The organism is Laspinema sp. D2d, from assembly GCF_025370755.1.
Taxonomy (GTDB): domain Bacteria; phylum Cyanobacteriota; class Cyanobacteriia; order Cyanobacteriales; family Laspinemataceae; genus Laspinema.
In genome coordinates this window covers 1-14,581 of sequence record NZ_JAMXFC010000056.1, presented here as the reverse complement: position 1 = coordinate 14,581, position 14,581 = coordinate 1, and the positions used below count along the sequence as shown (strand labels likewise).

Annotated in this window: 20 protein-coding genes and 2 pseudogenes; 17 read left to right on the top strand and 5 right to left on the bottom strand. The window is 49.6% G+C overall.

Going from position 1 to position 14,581, the window contains the following annotated elements:
• Nucleotides 1-146 precede the first annotated feature (146 nt).
• Together NG796_RS24690 and NG796_RS24685 are read right to left on the bottom strand one after the other, a co-directional pair.
• A complete protein-coding gene (locus NG796_RS24690) occupies nt 147-1,289 on the bottom strand; it encodes a ParB/RepB/Spo0J family partition protein (RefSeq protein WP_261209971.1) in 1,143 nt (380 codons plus the stop codon).
• Between the two features lie 2 nt (nt 1,290-1,291).
• A complete protein-coding gene (locus tag NG796_RS24685) occupies nt 1,292-2,083 on the bottom strand; it encodes a ParA family protein (RefSeq protein ID WP_261209969.1) in 792 nt (263 codons plus the stop codon).
• 686 nt (nt 2,084-2,769) lie between these two features.
• On the opposite strand from NG796_RS24685, the gene NG796_RS24680 reads away from it, so the two are divergent.
• Nucleotides 2,770-3,297: a DUF262 domain-containing protein gene (locus tag NG796_RS24680; protein WP_261209968.1), complete on the top strand. Its 528-nt coding sequence runs from the start codon at nt 2,770-2,772 to the stop codon at nt 3,295-3,297.
• A gap of 27 nt (nt 3,298-3,324) precedes the next feature.
• Here NG796_RS24680 and NG796_RS24675 read toward each other — a convergent pair whose 3' ends face one another.
• Nucleotides 3,325-4,245: an AAA family ATPase gene (locus NG796_RS24675; RefSeq protein ID WP_261209967.1), complete on the bottom strand. Its 921-nt coding sequence runs from the start codon at nt 4,243-4,245 to the stop codon at nt 3,325-3,327.
• 69 nt (nt 4,246-4,314) lie between these two features.
• Between NG796_RS24675 and NG796_RS24670 the strand changes: the two genes are divergently transcribed.
• The 6 genes from NG796_RS24670 (at nt 4,315) to NG796_RS24645 (ending at nt 7,260) form a co-directional block, all read left to right on the top strand.
• A complete protein-coding gene (locus tag NG796_RS24670) occupies nt 4,315-4,548 on the top strand; it encodes a hypothetical protein (protein WP_261209966.1) in 234 nt (77 codons plus the stop codon).
• Nucleotides 4,532-5,035: a hypothetical protein gene (locus tag NG796_RS24665; protein ID WP_261209965.1), complete on the top strand. Its 504-nt coding sequence runs from the start codon at nt 4,532-4,534 to the stop codon at nt 5,033-5,035. Before NG796_RS24670 ends, NG796_RS24665 begins: the two co-directional genes overlap by 17 nt.
• 77 nt (nt 5,036-5,112) lie before the next feature.
• Nucleotides 5,113-5,631: a hypothetical protein gene (locus NG796_RS24660; protein WP_261209963.1), complete on the top strand. Its 519-nt coding sequence runs from the start codon at nt 5,113-5,115 to the stop codon at nt 5,629-5,631.
• Between the two features lie 3 nt (nt 5,632-5,634).
• On the top strand, nt 5,635-6,138 hold the full coding sequence (locus NG796_RS24655; protein WP_261209961.1) for a hypothetical protein: 504 nt from the start codon (nt 5,635-5,637) through the stop codon (nt 6,136-6,138).
• Nucleotides 6,131-6,571, top strand: coding sequence for a hypothetical protein (locus NG796_RS24650; RefSeq protein ID WP_261209960.1), 441 nt, complete (start codon nt 6,131-6,133; stop codon nt 6,569-6,571). Before NG796_RS24655 ends, NG796_RS24650 begins: the two co-directional genes overlap by 8 nt.
• A 2-nt stretch (nt 6,572-6,573) precedes the next feature.
• The gene (locus tag NG796_RS24645) at nt 6,574-7,260 is read left to right on the top strand and encodes a winged helix-turn-helix transcriptional regulator (RefSeq protein ID WP_261209959.1); all 687 of its coding nucleotides are present in this window, start codon (nt 6,574-6,576) and stop codon (nt 7,258-7,260) included.
• On the opposite strand, the gene NG796_RS24640 is transcribed toward NG796_RS24645, so the two are convergent.
• Nucleotides 7,257-8,201, bottom strand: coding sequence for an HNH endonuclease (locus tag NG796_RS24640; RefSeq protein ID WP_261209957.1), 945 nt, complete (start codon nt 8,199-8,201; stop codon nt 7,257-7,259). The genes NG796_RS24645 and NG796_RS24640 overlap by 4 nt on opposite strands.
• 13 nt (nt 8,202-8,214) lie before the next feature.
• Here NG796_RS24640 and NG796_RS24635 point away from each other — a divergent pair, with 13 nt between their 5' ends.
• From NG796_RS24635 to NG796_RS24620, 4 genes are read left to right on the top strand one after another with little or no spacing between them, the layout of a single operon-like run.
• Nucleotides 8,215-8,466 (top strand): hypothetical protein, encoded by a 252-nt coding sequence (locus NG796_RS24635; RefSeq protein WP_261209956.1) that lies wholly within the window; start codon nt 8,215-8,217, stop codon nt 8,464-8,466.
• Complete coding sequence (locus tag NG796_RS24630) at nt 8,463-8,903, top strand: DUF5049 domain-containing protein (RefSeq protein WP_261209954.1); 441 nt, start codon at nt 8,463-8,465, stop codon at nt 8,901-8,903. The genes NG796_RS24635 and NG796_RS24630 overlap by 4 nt, the downstream gene beginning before the upstream one ends.
• Before the next feature lies 1 nt (nt 8,904).
• On the top strand, nt 8,905-9,135 hold the full coding sequence (locus tag NG796_RS24625) for a hypothetical protein (RefSeq protein WP_261209952.1): 231 nt from the start codon (nt 8,905-8,907) through the stop codon (nt 9,133-9,135).
• Nucleotides 9,104-9,925, top strand: a complete 822-nt coding sequence (locus NG796_RS24620; protein WP_261209950.1) for a hypothetical protein — start codon at nt 9,104-9,106, stop codon at nt 9,923-9,925. The genes NG796_RS24625 and NG796_RS24620 overlap by 32 nt, the downstream gene beginning before the upstream one ends.
• A 27-nt stretch (nt 9,926-9,952) precedes the next feature.
• Here NG796_RS24620 and NG796_RS24615 read toward each other — a convergent pair whose 3' ends face one another.
• On the bottom strand, nt 9,953-10,915 hold the full coding sequence (locus NG796_RS24615; protein WP_261209948.1) for a hypothetical protein: 963 nt from the start codon (nt 10,913-10,915) through the stop codon (nt 9,953-9,955).
• Nucleotides 10,916-11,047: 132 nt separating this feature from the next.
• Between NG796_RS24615 and NG796_RS24610 the strand changes: the two genes are divergently transcribed.
• The 6 genes and pseudogenes from NG796_RS24610 to NG796_RS24590 all read left to right on the top strand — a co-directional run.
• Nucleotides 11,048-11,539: a DUF262 domain-containing protein gene (locus NG796_RS24610; RefSeq protein ID WP_261209946.1), complete on the top strand. Its 492-nt coding sequence runs from the start codon at nt 11,048-11,050 to the stop codon at nt 11,537-11,539.
• A gap of 52 nt (nt 11,540-11,591) precedes the next feature.
• A complete protein-coding gene (locus NG796_RS24605; protein WP_261209944.1) occupies nt 11,592-11,753 on the top strand; it encodes a hypothetical protein in 162 nt (53 codons plus the stop codon).
• Between the two features lie 193 nt (nt 11,754-11,946).
• Nucleotides 11,947-12,114 (top strand): annotated as a pseudogene (locus NG796_RS26630) (YHYH domain-containing protein); the annotation flags it as partial.
• 87 nt (nt 12,115-12,201) lie between these two features.
• The gene (locus tag NG796_RS24600) at nt 12,202-12,543 is read left to right on the top strand and encodes a hypothetical protein (protein WP_261209942.1); all 342 of its coding nucleotides are present in this window, start codon (nt 12,202-12,204) and stop codon (nt 12,541-12,543) included.
• 97 nt (nt 12,544-12,640) lie between these two features.
• Nucleotides 12,641-13,027 carry a hypothetical protein gene (locus NG796_RS24595; protein ID WP_261209940.1) on the top strand — a complete coding sequence of 129 codons (387 nt, stop codon included), beginning with the start codon at nt 12,641-12,643 and terminating at the stop codon, nt 13,025-13,027.
• Between the two features lie 922 nt (nt 13,028-13,949).
• Nucleotides 13,950-14,581 (top strand): annotated as a pseudogene (locus tag NG796_RS24590) (helicase superfamily 3); the annotation flags it as partial.

The following is a 14,581-nucleotide window of genomic DNA, read 5'->3' as shown; positions in this document are numbered from 1 at the left end:
ATGCTTGCCTTAGACAGGTTCGGATAGATTAGAAGCATAGCAAATGCCAATAGCATGGACTGGCAACAGTCTCTTTAAAAACCTCCGATAACAGGCAATCCCGTCAGTCTCCTTCTGGCGGGATTGTTGCGTTTTGGCCCTTGAGTTCAGCGTTGCTCCATCAGCCGCGAGATTTCCTCCAGTTTGTCCCGTAGCCGTTGTTGGAGTTGTTCGAGTTCTTCGGGTTGAGCGCTCGATAGGATTTCGCTGGAAAGTTTGTCTAGGGTTTTGCTGACAGTGGCGATCGCACGTTGAGTCGGCGGAGTAGGCTTTTGGGTTTGGTGCTGGGCCAAAATCTGCTTGACCCGTTGACGTGTCTTGGCAACCGATAAGTTTTCCACCAGAACTTGAGCGGTCACCTGGGCGCGGATAGTAGCGGCTTTCTTGGGTTTGACGTTTAGATTCTTAGGCGAAAGTTGGTTGAGTGCCACTGCCTGAAAACCTTTGAGTCCTGCGTCCCGCATTGCCTGTTTGAGGTCATCGAGCAAAGAAACCATCGGGAAAATGTTGGCACTCACACTCGCCGGGTTCAGTTGTAGCTTCAGGAGTTCTAGCAAAATTACCTGTTCATTTTCTGACAACCCCAGTTCCTCCAGCCCTTGAGCTTGAGTTTGGGTGGAGGTGTTGACCAGTTCGGTCAGTTGAGGGAGTTTGCCGTGCTTGCTCAATCGCCGGATTAACGAGGCCAATTCTCGGATGATTTGCTCAGGTTCCAGTTGACTAGCTTGATGGATTTCTTTGAGAATCGCCTCGGCTTTGTCCAACGGATTCAAATCTTCCCGGTGCAACGAGGTCAGCAGTGCCTCGCGGTGCAACGCGCTCTTGCTAGGAATCACCACCACTTGCAGGGTTTCCCAGCCTAGCTGCCTCGCCCCACGCCACCTCCGTTCGCCATCAAATAGCAAGAATTTATCCGCAACTTCCATGACAATCGCGGGCTGGAGTTGACCAAACCGTTCCAGAGAAGCCGCCATCCCCTCGATGCTTTCGGCGGTGAATGTTTGCCTAGGCTGGTCTGGGTTCGGTTCGATGAGTGCGATCGCAATTTCTCGGATGCCGCCTCCTTGGGCAAGTTGGTCGCGCAACCGCTCTAGTTCGGTTTCGAGTTCACTGGAATCTGGAGCTTGTCGGAGCCGTTCAATTTCTGCGGTCAGTTGCTGGATTTCGGTCTCAGCTTCTGAAAGTTGATGCACTTGGGCCGCGCTCGAAAATAGATTGTCCATATCCACGAGGGGGCGTTTTTTTGCCACGACTAGCCTCCAATGAGCTTGTGGACGGCTTGGGCAACCTCGTCAAAATCTTTCCTCGCTGGGTGCGACGGGCGATGCAATGGCAAGGGCAACCCCACCGCACTAGCATTCACAAACTCCGCTGAGTCCCGTACTGGAGGAAAGCACTTGATGTTGATTTTGCCCAAGGTTTGCGGCAACGATTCTAAGATTTGCCGCTGCGCCGCTCGTTTCGGGTCGGACTGGTTTGGGACAAATCCTAGCACCTGCGGCTCGGGCTGCAATCTTAACTGTTTCTTCATCAAGTAGAGCCACTCCAGCAATTTCGAGGAACCCTGAATCGACTTGGGTTGCAGTTGGACCGGCACGAGAATATGAGTTGCTGCCGCCAACGCCAACATCGGCAAGGGTCCCAAGGTAGCCGGACAATCGAATATCAGACAGTCGTGGGAGAGCGGGTAATCGATTAGGCGATCGGCCAACAAGTACGACCCCCTCGGATGCAAGGCAATTTCGTGGGTGGTCTGGGTCAACACGAGTCCACCAGGGCATAACTCGACCCCTTCGACTTGTTCCGGCCAACAGCGCACTAAGGGCCAGTCTCCGTCAAACTCTTCCCTCAACACTGCCGCCGTGGACTCCTCTGGGGCCGCTGGAGGCAACCCGCAAAATAGGCTCAACGAACCCTGGGGGTCAAGGTCGATGAGTGCTACCTTGGACCCGCGACGGGCTAGTTCGTAGGCGAGATGGATGCTTAGGGTGGTCTTGCCGCTGCCCCCGGCGTTGCTGAGAATGGCGAGTCGAACTGATGACATATTGGTGTGGCGAGTAAAACTAATGTTGGCTTTATCCTACTCCATTTGACTCGAATCCGATAATGTTATTAGACCTTTCTGGATGGGTCTATGATGGAATTGGACAAGCCCGAAATCAGTCTGGCGGGCTGCTGGTATTTTGCCAAGTTTTTCGGTAAGTTTTGAATAAGTTATCTGATATCAACTAGATAGTGTAGTGTTATCTAGGGAAAGAGCTTGGGGACTGTGACAGGAGAACCGGCTAACTCAATCGTTTCAAGGGACCTCAGTTACTCAATAACTGATAGGCGATCGCATCTCAATGGAGTCATCCTTTCGCTTAAACTCACGGTACTCTACCCGAAACTAGGGCAGAACTGGGAGGAGTTCTGGTGGAAATGAGCGATCGCCTCCCGGAACTAGCCCCCAACCTGTAGCTACTGAACTGCGCAATCCAATCCGGTTGCAGCCCAAGCAACCCATCTCAGCAATGGGTCCCACTGTAGCCCAGGGTATCCAAAGGGAACCCATCCAAGTGGCGATCGCCCCCGCTAGTTAAGCTTACCGCCTGCTCAAGGAAGTACCGGCTCACCACGACGATTGCTTAGGTAATGGTGGCAGTAGGCCATTTATTCCGCTATGGTTAGAAGGCGGCTGAAAACTTTGCATTTAGCAGCATATTCTAGTTTTTTTAATTGAATCCAAAAATGTCTGAAATTATTGTCACCCAAGAAAGAAAACATAGAGCCGAACAACAGATTCGGCAAGAGCAAAAACAGGTTAACTATAGAACCCTAGACTATCCCATTGCAATGTTAGTCGATAAGTATTTGACCGGAATTGCGGATAATAGCAATGAATTATTTATCCCAGATTATCGACAAGAAATGACTTGGGATGAGAAACGGCAGTCTAAGTTTATTGAATTAATTTTGCTAGACTTTCAAATTCCCAGCCTTTATGTTAGCGAAGTTTTGGCAGAAAATGAAACCGAGGATATAAGACTAGAAATCGTAGATGGAAGCCAGCGCCTACAAACGTTAGCAAGATTTCTCCAGAATCAACTGACCCTTTGTAATCTTACCCTGTTAACCGAGTTAAATGGGACCCGGTTTCTAAATCTCTCTGACGCTCACCAGAACAAGTTTAAAAGACAAAGAATTCGGGTGGTTCAATTTAACCCAGACACAACCAAAGAAGACCGCCGAGACTTCTATGAGCGGTTTAATTCTTAGAGTTTTGTCAGTCTTTTTCTAGTCTCATCACACTGCCGGTTCGAGCAACCCAAACAAGCTATTCTCCCAGCTATCAAAGAATCCATTGGGCCATTGGTCAATCCGTCCATTGCGGTCAATCCGAGGCGAGACTACCTCAGTCAGCCGTTGCCGATTCAAACTCAGGAAGTTAATCTGCACATCCTCGGGTGCCAACCTTCCGCCATGAACTGCTAGACGAATCCCATTCAGCAGGTGGTCGCTGTGGGTTTCGACAACTACTTGGATTCCGGCACTGGCGGCCAATGAGAACAACTCGCCCAACTTGACCTGAGCTTTGGAATGCAGCAGCGTTTCAGGATGTTCGAGCAACAGCAACGACCCGGGAGCCAAACTTAGGACTGCTGCGACTATCGGCCAAGCTCTTGAGGTGCGATCACTCGTCAGACTCATGGAATCCAACCATGCCTCGACTTGCATCTCTAGGTTGAGCGACTCTACTGATGGGTGACGCAACCGTGAAGTGCCAATCTCGCCGGACAACTGCAAGGGACTGTAACCTTCGGGACCAAGATAGCGAAACCCATCGCCAAACAAACTCGCCTCATACACGGCAGAATCTGGACCCGAGACCAAACTCAGAACATCCGTCCCTGGAGCGTAGGCAAATTCCCAACGGGCTAGATTACCGTGTTCATCAAGTAACTCGAACGTGATGGAATCTTCTAATGCCTCGCCACAGAGCGCATCTTGACCCGTGCCGATGTTGACTAACTCGCCATTGAGTGCCAGACCCACATCGGGCAGCAACCCAGCACGATAGGATTGACGAAGCAACAGCAGCGCTTGCAGCACTGAGGATTTGCCAGTATTGTTAAGGCCCGATAAGACCGTCAACGCCCTAAACTGAATCTGCTGGTCCTGGAATGATTTAAAATGGGTCAAGCCTAGCTGACTAATCTGATTCATTTTTATGTTGATTAGGTGTCTAAGCTATGATAACATAAACCGTCAAAACTGTGCAAATAATAGCAAGTAATGAACCAAAAAACACAATGGTTTGAGCAAGATAATCAGCAAGCAATTTTGCCGTTGATAGACAATGTAAAAACCGAACTAAACATTCAGATTCAGCGTTGCCAAAACCGGATTAAATTTGCTGAAAATGACCAACAATTGCAAGCTCAATATCGAGGGGAACTGTCCGCTTATCAACACGCCATCGACTTGATGGATAGTCTAGTTTTGTCGCAGTATGGCCCAAATCAGTAGCACGTTAACCCAGCAAGTGATTGGCTACCTCAATGCGGTCCATCAGGTTTGCCAGTCCGCCGCTGGCAATGCTCAACCGGAGATAATGTCCAGCGAAAGTTTGGTGTTACGCTACGGTCGCTCCTTTAGTCAGCGAGTTCGGACTCAAGTGCGGGGGATGAAAGGAAAGTGCTTCCAAACTTGCTATGATTGGATATTGGAAAATGATAGCTTGACTTATTGTGAAGGATACGCTATCTGCAATGGTCTGGTTTTGCCAGTGCTTCATGCTTGGCTAGTCTGCGAACAAGGACAGGTGCATGACCCAACTTGGAAACTCGGAAACAATGCTTACTTTGGTGTTGAGTTAGAACGCAAATTTGTCTTAGATACCGTAGCCCAAACTAAATCTTATGGCATCATCTCAAGCGATTTCAGGTTAGATTTTTCACTGCATCGGAATGGTTTTCCAGCCCATGCACTAGCTCGTCAGTTCCATCAAAGTTAAACCGGACAACAGAAGAATTCAGATTAGTCAATCAACTGATTAATTTAGTCAAAACTATATCGGAGAATCGAACTCAAATGACTTTAAAATCTGCCCCTAGCGATATTAACTTGATTGGTCAAATTGTCGAGTATCTTCAAGCAGTCCATGCGATTCACCAGAGCAACGCTCGAAACTCGGACCAAAGTCCGGTCTCCTCTAGCGAAGGTTTAGTTTTAGACGATGGATGTTCCTTTGGAGAGTGCATCCCCACTGGCTTCCAAACATTGAAAAAGAATAGTTTCCAAACGTGCTACGAAAAAATGTTAGCTGACCCTTCGCTCATTTACTGTGAAGGTTATGCCATCGGTGAAGGAATGTTTACGCCGTTGATACATAGTTGGCTCGTCTCTGAAGAGGGTCAAATCCATGACCTAACTTGGAAACCCGTCATAACTGGCTATTTTGGTATAGCGCTCGAATCTGATTTTGTCAAAGCAACCGTCGAAAAAACTGGATGTTATGGCATCCTGGCTAGTGATTATCTGCAAGATTTTTTCATTCATCGTCAGGGATTTGCTAATACATCTCGCCACCCCAAATTCCATCAAAGTTAAATCATGAAAGAACTAGAACGACTCACCGAATTGCTTCAAAAGCAAAGGGAATATTTTGAACAGAATTACCCTAAAAACCCGTGCAAACACAAAAGCACGGAAGCGCTAGTATTAGCGTATGGGATTCCGTTTACCAAGCAAGCCAAATTGAAATTCCAGGGTGAGGTTAATGCCTGCTATCAGAATTGTTACCAATTGCTTGGGCCAAACAAAAACTTGCACTACTGTGAAGGGTATGCCACCTCTAAGAATTTAGATATGGCTTTGCCTCATGCTTGGTTAGTTGATGAAACCGGAGCCGTGGTTGAACCCACTTGGACGAATTTAGAGCTTGAGGAGGTAGCCTATTTCGGGGTGGTGCTTACCCGTTCATTCCTGCGACAGATGGCACTCAAAACAAAAGTCTATGGGGTGCTAGAAGAAGACTATCGCTTCGGACATTTGCTCAAGAAAGAGGGATTTCCACCGGGCGCGCTGCATCCGTTATTTCATAAGAATCATGCCTAATTTATCCGAGTTCGAGGAGTTTGTCACTAGGAGCCAATCCCTCGTCAACCAACCCGTTTATCACGATGAATTTGTCTATCCTGGCCTGGTCATCGAACAAGCTGGACGGCAATGGCTACAAATCACCCCACCCCTAGGCGAAGCATTGCAATTTCTCCAGTACAATCTAGTCGAGCGACCCAGCCCAGAAACTTGTCCCACTATCGATGAACTGGAAATCTCCCCGGTGACGGCCCGAGTTGAGCGCCATGCGATTCATGTCGAATCTTTGGGCAAGTCGATGTGCCTGGTCACGATTCCTGGGGGTACGAAAATGCAAGTCATCACTGGAGCCGACTGGTGGGACCCTGCCGTTCAATTGATGAAGACCGACCCGGATGCAACCGCTACCCAACAGGTGCTCTTGAGTTTGGTGTTTGAGGGTGAAGACTAACAATGGAGCCAGCCGAGAAACTAACCGCGATTGCAAATGCAGTCCAAGCGCTCAGAGACTTGGACAAGACGTCCCTAGAGAAGGACCATAAAGACGCGATAAAAGCTGAGATATTGCAATGCTTAAAGCAACTGAAAATCATCCAGTTTAAGCAGCAAACTTACCGCCCTCAAGGTGAACTGCAAGATGAAATTTTAGAGGCGCTAGACCGTGCAGGACAAGCGACTTCGGCGGAGTTGGCTGAACTGACCGACCATGAACCCAACCCCATCAACAGTACAATGACCAGGCTTAAACGGCAAGGTTTAGTTCATGTTGTGGAGATGATACCGAACCCAGACTATGGCAAAGGAAGTGGCCGACGTGCAGAAAAGGTCGCCCTGTACGAACGGGTTGAAACGAGCATCAAACCGGGTCGGAAACTAGGAAGTTTGCAACAACAAATCGTGGAGGCTCTGGTGGAGTGCGGCACGGGAACCCCCCCTACGATTGCGGAAATGATTGAGCGGGACAACCAAGCAGTCTACACGGCACTCGCTCGGCTCAAAAAGCAAGGTGTGATTCGTATAGCTAAAATAATAACTAATCCTAAGTGCGGTCGCGGCCAACCTGCAAAGATTCCCGTTTACCAATTAGCAGATAGCTATCAAGAACTTTTCATTGATGAACCTGACGATGAAGAACCCTAGCTGGCTTGCTGGAAGATGTTGTCTCGATGCCATGCGATCGCCTCGGGTCGGGGACGGTATTTGGTTTGGGCGGGCAGCCAAATCCGCTCCCCCTGGAATTCGTGCATGGGTCTAGTGTGGGGCGACTCTTCCCGCAAGTCTGGAGCCACGACAATGCGGTAGTCGTCTGCCAAAGTAAACCAGCCTCTATCAAACGCCCAGTGATGGTTCTTGCACAAGGATAAGCCATTGTCGAGCCGGTCGTCGTAAAAGCGGGAGAACGGCAGAATGTGCGCCCCATCCACGATATTCTGACCGAGCGCATTCAAGATTTGCAGACCACAGAACGCGCAGCGGTGTTGGTAAATTTGCACAACGACTTTGCGGAAGGCCCCATCGCGGACAATGGTTTTCTGTTCGTCTTCCAAGTCTTGCGGCTCGTAAATTTCTCCGCCACTGTCTTGAAAGCGCCTAGTCATTTCCTCAAACGCATCCAGTCGCAACAAGTTCTCAATCTGAGATATCTGGTGGGGAAACCAAGCACTCATTAAAACTTGAGCCAGGTGAGCGCGGGTGAGGGGTTGTCGGAGCAGATGGAACAGTTCCTCGTCCAGGTAGGCGCATTCGACCAGTTCACGGATGGCCCCGACGGAGCGGATTTTGGCCTTAGACTGGACGAGTGCCTCATAGCCGGGTTTAGGTTGATAATGCCAGAAGCCATCGCCTTGCAGGTGGAAGAAGGGCAGGCCAATGTCAGAGCGGTGGTCAGTGGTGACGAGTTGGCCCCAGAGTTTCAAGAAGGCGGCAATCAGTTCGGCATCTAAAGTAATCGCGTTCTGGCGGATGTGGCCCCGTTCTATCAGTTCCAGGACCGATAGCAGTAGAATAGGCTTGTGAGGGGCAGGGCCGCGCTTGCGATCCACTCGCAATGTGGCAAACTTTTTCGCGTAGTAATCTAACATTTTTATATCAACTATGCCCGAATTCCGTTGCACCCGAAATGCCTTGTACGACGATGGCGGCCAAGAAGATGCAGATTTGAGCGTCCGGCAAGGCCACTATATTATCGCCCAGAATGAGGAACAGGCCCTCGAAGAAATGAGAGCCCGTTTCCCCAAAGAGGTTGAGGCTGGGTTTACCGTCCACCCCTGGAAAAGTTTCCGTGAGGTGGTGCCAATAAACCGGGACCAATATTGCCAGCCAAAGCAGGAGCAACCGCAATCATGACGCAACAGATTAAACTATATTTCAACGCTGAGAAAGTCTGCCTGGGGGGCGTCGCCAATGACTGGTGGATAGCTAATTACCAAGGTGACTATTGGGCTTCGGAATTCTTTTGGTTGCCAGAAGGGTTTGACCCGGTGGGCAAACACGCTGACGAATTGATGCAGTACGATAAGCCAGAACCCGAACAGGAGGGCAGCAACCAACCTCAAGAAACGAAACCGATTGAGGTTCCTGATGAGGTGTTGGAAGGGTTGATAGCGGTACTCAAGGCAGGCACGACAAATATGCTAGATGTAGCGGTCGTTATGGCTCAAGCTGTGGCCTTGGGTTACACAGACACCGCTGACTGGATTCAATACAACAAATCGGACTATTTCGAGGGCGTGTTTAGAAGATTTGTGGGTCCCAGTTCAACCGATACCGAGATAGAAGGCTAACATGAACCCAATCCAGACTCATCCAGTCCCCGGCGATGGAGCCACCGCTCCCGGTGAAATTGTCCTGCGCTACCTCGAAGATAAATGGGTGGCTCATTTCCACAACTCGCAAGATGGGGGCTACTACAATGGCCTTTATGCGGACACTCTGGAGGAAGGCCAAGCCAATTTCAAGAAGTTGGTCGAACGATACACCGGCCATGTCAACTCAACTCAATCTAGTCTCACTTAGTATGTCTAGCAAACCCTCCCAAGAAAGCCTTGATGCGATCGCAGCCTTAGCGGAAACTTATCGTGAACATCAACGCTTACAGACCCCACCTTATCCAGCCCTCAAAATACCTAAATATCGGACGGGACACTATGGAGAGTGGGTCCTAAAGCGACGGGATGCGTTTATTATGGGAGGTTACTTCACGGCAATACAACCCGCTAACCCCAACTATATTTTGAGCCAGGGTGACACCCTATGGATGAGTCTAGGTCCTCGGGAACTGGAAAGCCAAGCGCATCATGTCCTGTATGCTTGCGGCCATACCGTCATTATGGGATTGGGCATGGGATTACTGCTGTTCAATGTAATTGCCGAAAAACAAGTCGAGCGGGTTACTGTGGTTGAGCGAGATAGCAAGGTGATAAAGCTGCTCCATAAAATTGCTCAACCCAGTACCTGGCCGGGTTGGGAAAAAGTGAGTTTTGTGGTGGCGGATGCCTTGACCTGGCAACCCGATAGTCCGGTCGATTTCTTGAGCGTGGATATCTGGCCCAAACTGGGGGATATGCGACTTCGCGAGAATGGACAACAGATTCACCAGAATGTCCAAGCCAAACAGGTTGCACTTTGGGGTCAAGAGCTTGATTTTATTCATTTTCTGAGTGAGTTGCGCAAACAACCACCTCCGACTCTAGCCCAATATCACGAGTATGTGCAGGCAATAGGGATTCCCCTGATTGAAGCCAACAATCCCAACTATCCCGATAATTGCTGGCGGGCTGCTCAGTCAGTCTTAACCTTTCTGTGACTTGCTGTGATGGAACGAGGACTCAATCTAGCCGTTTAGGATAAGTTGCAATTGTTTCGCAAAGGGTTGAATATCGAGGAAGTAATTCGGGTAGGCGCGTCTGAGTTGGTCTAACCGCACCGAAACCAGCACGAGTTGTTGCTGATGGGATAGGTCCTGTTCCAGTTGTTCATATCGCTGCACCGCTGGTTCCCAGTCTAAGCAATCCACGGTCAACCGCTGCTGCTTTAAGTTGAGCAACTGCCAATCGCCATCCACCCTGACCACCGGAGTCTCGACCGGCTGCACTGTCTGCAATTGAGCCAATACCTCTAGCCGTTCCTCCAAGCAGGCGATCGCATCGTAGAGTTCCAACTCAGACAGGTGTTCATGTTGCGAGACCACCGGCACTCCTTCCAACCGAGCGAAGGCTGAACTGACCAAGGCAAAAAATTCTAGCCAATCGTCCGAAATCTGTTGAGTTTTGATGCCATCGCCAACACCCAGAATCACCCCCGCCATCTCGACCGCCGTCGCCCACAAATGCTGTTGTTGGGTACGAATTTGCAGTTCGAGTTGAGTCTCGTTGGCGAACTGGTAAATGCAATGAATCCCTCGATAACCCGTGGCTTTTGGGTTGCTAATATAGTCCTGGTGGCGAACTAAATTCTCGTCCGATAACAGTGAATTCTCCAGATTACGGACAGCCTCTATTGTGGGCATAATCACACGCATCCCCACCAAATCTTGCATCTTTGCTAGTTTAATTTGTGGATAGCGCTGGAGTTTTCCGACAATCGAAGGCAAGCGCTTGATACGTTGAGCTAGAATTGCCTCGGGTTGCAGGTCAAGCAATGGGTGAATCCGTTGGCTAAACTGGTGCAGCGTTTCCCCGTGAGCCAGTCTCCAGGCGGTGAGCAGGTTAGCTGCCTGTCGGCGTTCGGTGGGTTCAGCAGACTCAGCTTGGAGGATGTCCCCTGCACGATTGATTTGGTTCTTCGAGAAAGTCATGATTTGTGGCGTTATTTGCCCTTGATTATAGCGTACATTTCACTAGAATGATGCTAGAATAAAAAGCTATAACAATTCCAGGTTTTAGTGATGTCCCACCCCAATAATTCCGTTAAAAATGGACCATTTAACATGAGTTTCACTGATTTTCAGATAAATGAACCTTTTATCGTGAATGAAATGGATAGAGCACGGATTCCAGACTTGCTTGCAAGATTAAAGCAACCGCATCTTCTTCAGTTGTTACCACCTGAAAAAAGACGAAAGCAATGGAGTCCCAAAAAACAGTCTAAATGGATTGAGTCGCTTTTAGTCAATATTCCTAGCAGCCCCCTTTATTTTTACGAGACAAGCTACAACCATCACGAATTAATCGACGGGCATCAAAGACTTTTTGCGCTACGAGATTTCTACGAGAACAACCTGACTTTAACAGGTCTTGAGTTGAAACCCGAACTGAATGGACTAACTTATAGCCAACTTCCCGCCGACATGGCTAAAAAACTAGACAAGAGCCAACTGGAAACCATGCTCGTCATGATGAACGACAAGCTACCCGAGGAAGTGATTCTCAACCTTAAGCAGAGAATTTTCGAGCGTCTGCAACCGGCTTGGACAGAGTGAACCAGGACTCGCCGAAACTGTAACGGTTTGCAGGCTGGTCCTAGCTGGAGAGTTGCTGGAAAATTGCGATCGCCTGCCGGAACCTGTTCCCCAAACTAGAATGGCTTGCAGATTAGTCCGACGCAAAGAGTTGCCCCACAATTGCGATCGCATCCTCAAAGAAGCACTGACTGGTTCACCGGGACCCGTCCCCTCAAACTGTAAAGTAGCTTGAATAGGATGCAACACCAAAGTTGGGACCGATGACGCGGATATTACCAGGCGAGTGAAACCGGAGTAATCCAGTCAGACTTTGGGAATCCATTTAGTCTGCGATGTAGTCATTAGCATCATTCAAACTGAAAAGGGTTTCAGTTTAGCTATCAGGGGTCAATAAGGTATCGAGAAGCTCTCCACCGTTGCGGGTCATGAGCCTCGAAAATACTAGACACCACGAAAATATGCGAATTCATCAACTGTTGACCGCTACACTTTTGGCCCTTTCTCTCGTGTCTTTAGCCGACGCCGGTTGGTCCCATTCAGGCCGTACTAATTCCAGCGGCTGCCACAACGACCGCAAAAATGGAGACTACCACTGCCACAATTCGGGTTCCAATTCATCACCCAGCAGTCCAGCCCCAAGCAGTCCAGCCCCGAGCGGAGGAAGCTCAGGGGGCACTTGTTTGACCTTCGACGATTGCATGAGTCAGGGTACTGCTTACATGGAAGCCAATGCAGACCGCGCATTCAGCTATTTCCAGCAAGCACTGACCTTGCAGCCCAACAATGTTGAAGCCTTCTCGATGGTCAACATTTTAGAACCCTATGTGAGGCCAATCTCTGGGTCTTGTGCCGATTATACAACTTGCATGAACTTGGGCTACACGGCGACCAATCAGAAGGATTATCAGACTGCCTTGGTCAATTTCAAACGGGCCTTAGCGTTTGACCTGGGGAATGAGTACGCCCTCGCCGCAATTCGGAATGTTTCACGCTATATCCAGGAAGCTGCTCAAGCTCAATAGTTCAGTCAGCTTAGAACTTCTGAGGAGGCGGTTGAAATACCATTGCCTCTTCAAAAGCTCCACCCATTTCATTAACCACAACTCGCCAAAAAACAGTATGCGAAAGGCACTTGCTCGCGGAATCGTCATCACTCTGAATGTTGCGCTATTGCCCGGGATTGTAACTGCCCAAGAAATCCCCGAGGCTTTACGTCAGAATATGCCTTACTCTGAAGCCAGAGAATTGCTGTTGCACGAAGGATGGCTAACTCGGTATCGAGACCTGAGCCAAAAGGATAAATTAACCGGGTTGCTAGGTCGGATGGTCAATGAGTTAGGCTATCCCGAATTCCAGGATTGTTCCGGAACGGGAGCCGGATTTTGTCGCGCTTGGTTTGGTGATGGGTATGGTCAGCGCTTAACTCTGATTACCGTCAACAACCAGGAAGAACCTATCTTATTTCGGTGGTGGGTAGAAGAAGAACCGGAAGAGGAGCCAGAATAAGCAAAGATGGTAGCTGACTGGAGTGGATTCGGATAATGGGGGATGCACCAGCCGATCGCCTCTGAGGGATACCCTCCATTTCCTCGGGGCTGGCTGGCTGGGGCTGATGACCACTGCACCGGCAAGGGATTAGAACTAAATGCGGTAAGCGGAGTCATGCCCATAGGCTTATCACCTCCTCAGACTAGCCCCATCCGCAATTTTCCCACCAACCCGACATCACCCCAGCCCAACCGTGACAGTTGCGCCTTAATCTTCGGAGCTGGATTTAGGATGGGTGGAACCAGACCGCAGGCGATCAGCATCAGGCTGGGAAACTTGACTGCAATCTGGTCGCTAAGTTGAGGCGAGTCCCATCCCAAAAGCTACCCGAATTTCCTCGCAGGGCCGGTGCTGCTAAGATGCGATCGCATCCTGGAACCGCCCCCGTTTCCGCGCAATACCCAAACGGCTCGACACTCGCATTCCCAGCGGTGATGGACTGGGACCAAATTCGAGACTACGGCGAACTGGATGAATGAAACTACCACCGGCGCGAGTGGGACCCTTGCACCAAACTGAAAACCTTTGCAGTTTCGTCTCACTCAATCGCAATAGTGCCAAACTGTAACGTTTACAGTTTCTCACTTCGCCCCAATCTAGCAAAAATTCATCAAAGCTAGAGACGGTAAGCGTTAGAGCGATTTTAAACCGGATTGTAAACGAACGGAAAATGGATTACAAATGGCATTAACGTAAGCCTCATTTCCTAACGGGCTAGGAATTGGAACGCAATTGGCGCAAGGGATTCCACTGTTGCAATTCTTAGCAATTTAATTTTTGTTGCGGCGGGGAAAAATCTGTATAATAAAAAGCATGAGTCGAGGTGTTGGAACCACCCCGACTCTAAGTAAACCCCTGAAAGCACCAGGAGCTAATAACAATGCTTTACCAACAAGGTAGCATTTCTCAGCAGATTTCGCCAGTCTCTGGACAAATTTCTTCGTTCGATATCCGGAATTTCATCGGTAATCTGAAACCCGCAAAAGGCAAAAACCGTTACTACTGCCCCGTTTGCGGCGGTAACAATCTTTCGGTAGACCCGAAAAATGGGTCTTATCAATGTTGGAATGGCTGCGAGTGCCGAGATATCCGGCAGGCAGTGGCCCCCTGGCAAACCAAGATTTTGGCCCCTGTTGTCCGTCGTCAGGATGCCCCATCCCCAGCGCGGATGCCCAAGGGAGAGCCGGTGGTTGTGCGAGTCAGTCCGGGAGAAGCACCCCAGCCACAAAAGGCGAGTTTCTTGCCGAAGGGAGTGCCAGCCCACGCCACTGAAATTGTGTACCGCTACAGCAGCAACCAAGCGGTGTATCGGTTTGAGTGGGAGGACACCAGCAAAAAGGGTCATCGCAAGACCTTCCGGCAATGCCATCTGAACGAGGATGGATTGCCCGTCTGGAACAAGGGGGAAAAATCCTGGAAAGCCTATCGGGAAGAGGAAGCGTTCCAGGCGATCGCATCAGTCCACGAAGGATTCCCAGTTTTATTATTAGTCGAAGGCGAGGGCTGCGTAGA

Excerpts from the sequence above, each read along its gene's own strand:
- NG796_RS24645 (WP_261209959.1), top strand. The coding sequence starts at position 6,574 with ATGGAGCCAGCCGAGAAACTAACCGCGATTGCAAATGCAGTCCAAGCG.
- NG796_RS24595 (WP_261209940.1), top strand. The coding sequence starts at position 12,641 with ATGCGAAAGGCACTTGCTCGCGGAATCGTCATCACTCTGAATGTTGCG.
- NG796_RS24660 (WP_261209963.1), top strand. The coding sequence starts at position 5,113 with ATGACTTTAAAATCTGCCCCTAGCGATATTAACTTGATTGGTCAAATT.
- NG796_RS24620 (WP_261209950.1), top strand. The coding sequence starts at position 9,104 with ATGTCAACTCAACTCAATCTAGTCTCACTTAGTATGTCTAGCAAACCC.
- NG796_RS24655 (WP_261209961.1), top strand. The coding sequence starts at position 5,635 with ATGAAAGAACTAGAACGACTCACCGAATTGCTTCAAAAGCAAAGGGAA.
- NG796_RS24675 (WP_261209967.1), bottom strand. The coding sequence starts at position 4,245 with ATGAATCAGATTAGTCAGCTAGGCTTGACCCATTTTAAATCATTCCAG.
- NG796_RS24685 (WP_261209969.1), bottom strand. The coding sequence starts at position 2,083 with ATGTCATCAGTTCGACTCGCCATTCTCAGCAACGCCGGGGGCAGCGGC.
- NG796_RS24670 (WP_261209966.1), top strand. The coding sequence starts at position 4,315 with ATGAACCAAAAAACACAATGGTTTGAGCAAGATAATCAGCAAGCAATT.
- NG796_RS24680 (WP_261209968.1), top strand. The coding sequence starts at position 2,770 with ATGTCTGAAATTATTGTCACCCAAGAAAGAAAACATAGAGCCGAACAA.
- NG796_RS24615 (WP_261209948.1), bottom strand. The coding sequence starts at position 10,915 with ATGACTTTCTCGAAGAACCAAATCAATCGTGCAGGGGACATCCTCCAA.
- NG796_RS24635 (WP_261209956.1), top strand. The coding sequence starts at position 8,215 with ATGCCCGAATTCCGTTGCACCCGAAATGCCTTGTACGACGATGGCGGC.
- NG796_RS24640 (WP_261209957.1), bottom strand. The coding sequence starts at position 8,201 with ATGTTAGATTACTACGCGAAAAAGTTTGCCACATTGCGAGTGGATCGC.
- NG796_RS24650 (WP_261209960.1), top strand. The coding sequence starts at position 6,131 with ATGCCTAATTTATCCGAGTTCGAGGAGTTTGTCACTAGGAGCCAATCC.
- NG796_RS24610 (WP_261209946.1), top strand. The coding sequence starts at position 11,048 with ATGAGTTTCACTGATTTTCAGATAAATGAACCTTTTATCGTGAATGAA.
- NG796_RS24630 (WP_261209954.1), top strand. The coding sequence starts at position 8,463 with ATGACGCAACAGATTAAACTATATTTCAACGCTGAGAAAGTCTGCCTG.
- NG796_RS24665 (WP_261209965.1), top strand. The coding sequence starts at position 4,532 with ATGGCCCAAATCAGTAGCACGTTAACCCAGCAAGTGATTGGCTACCTC.
- NG796_RS24625 (WP_261209952.1), top strand. The coding sequence starts at position 8,905 with ATGAACCCAATCCAGACTCATCCAGTCCCCGGCGATGGAGCCACCGCT.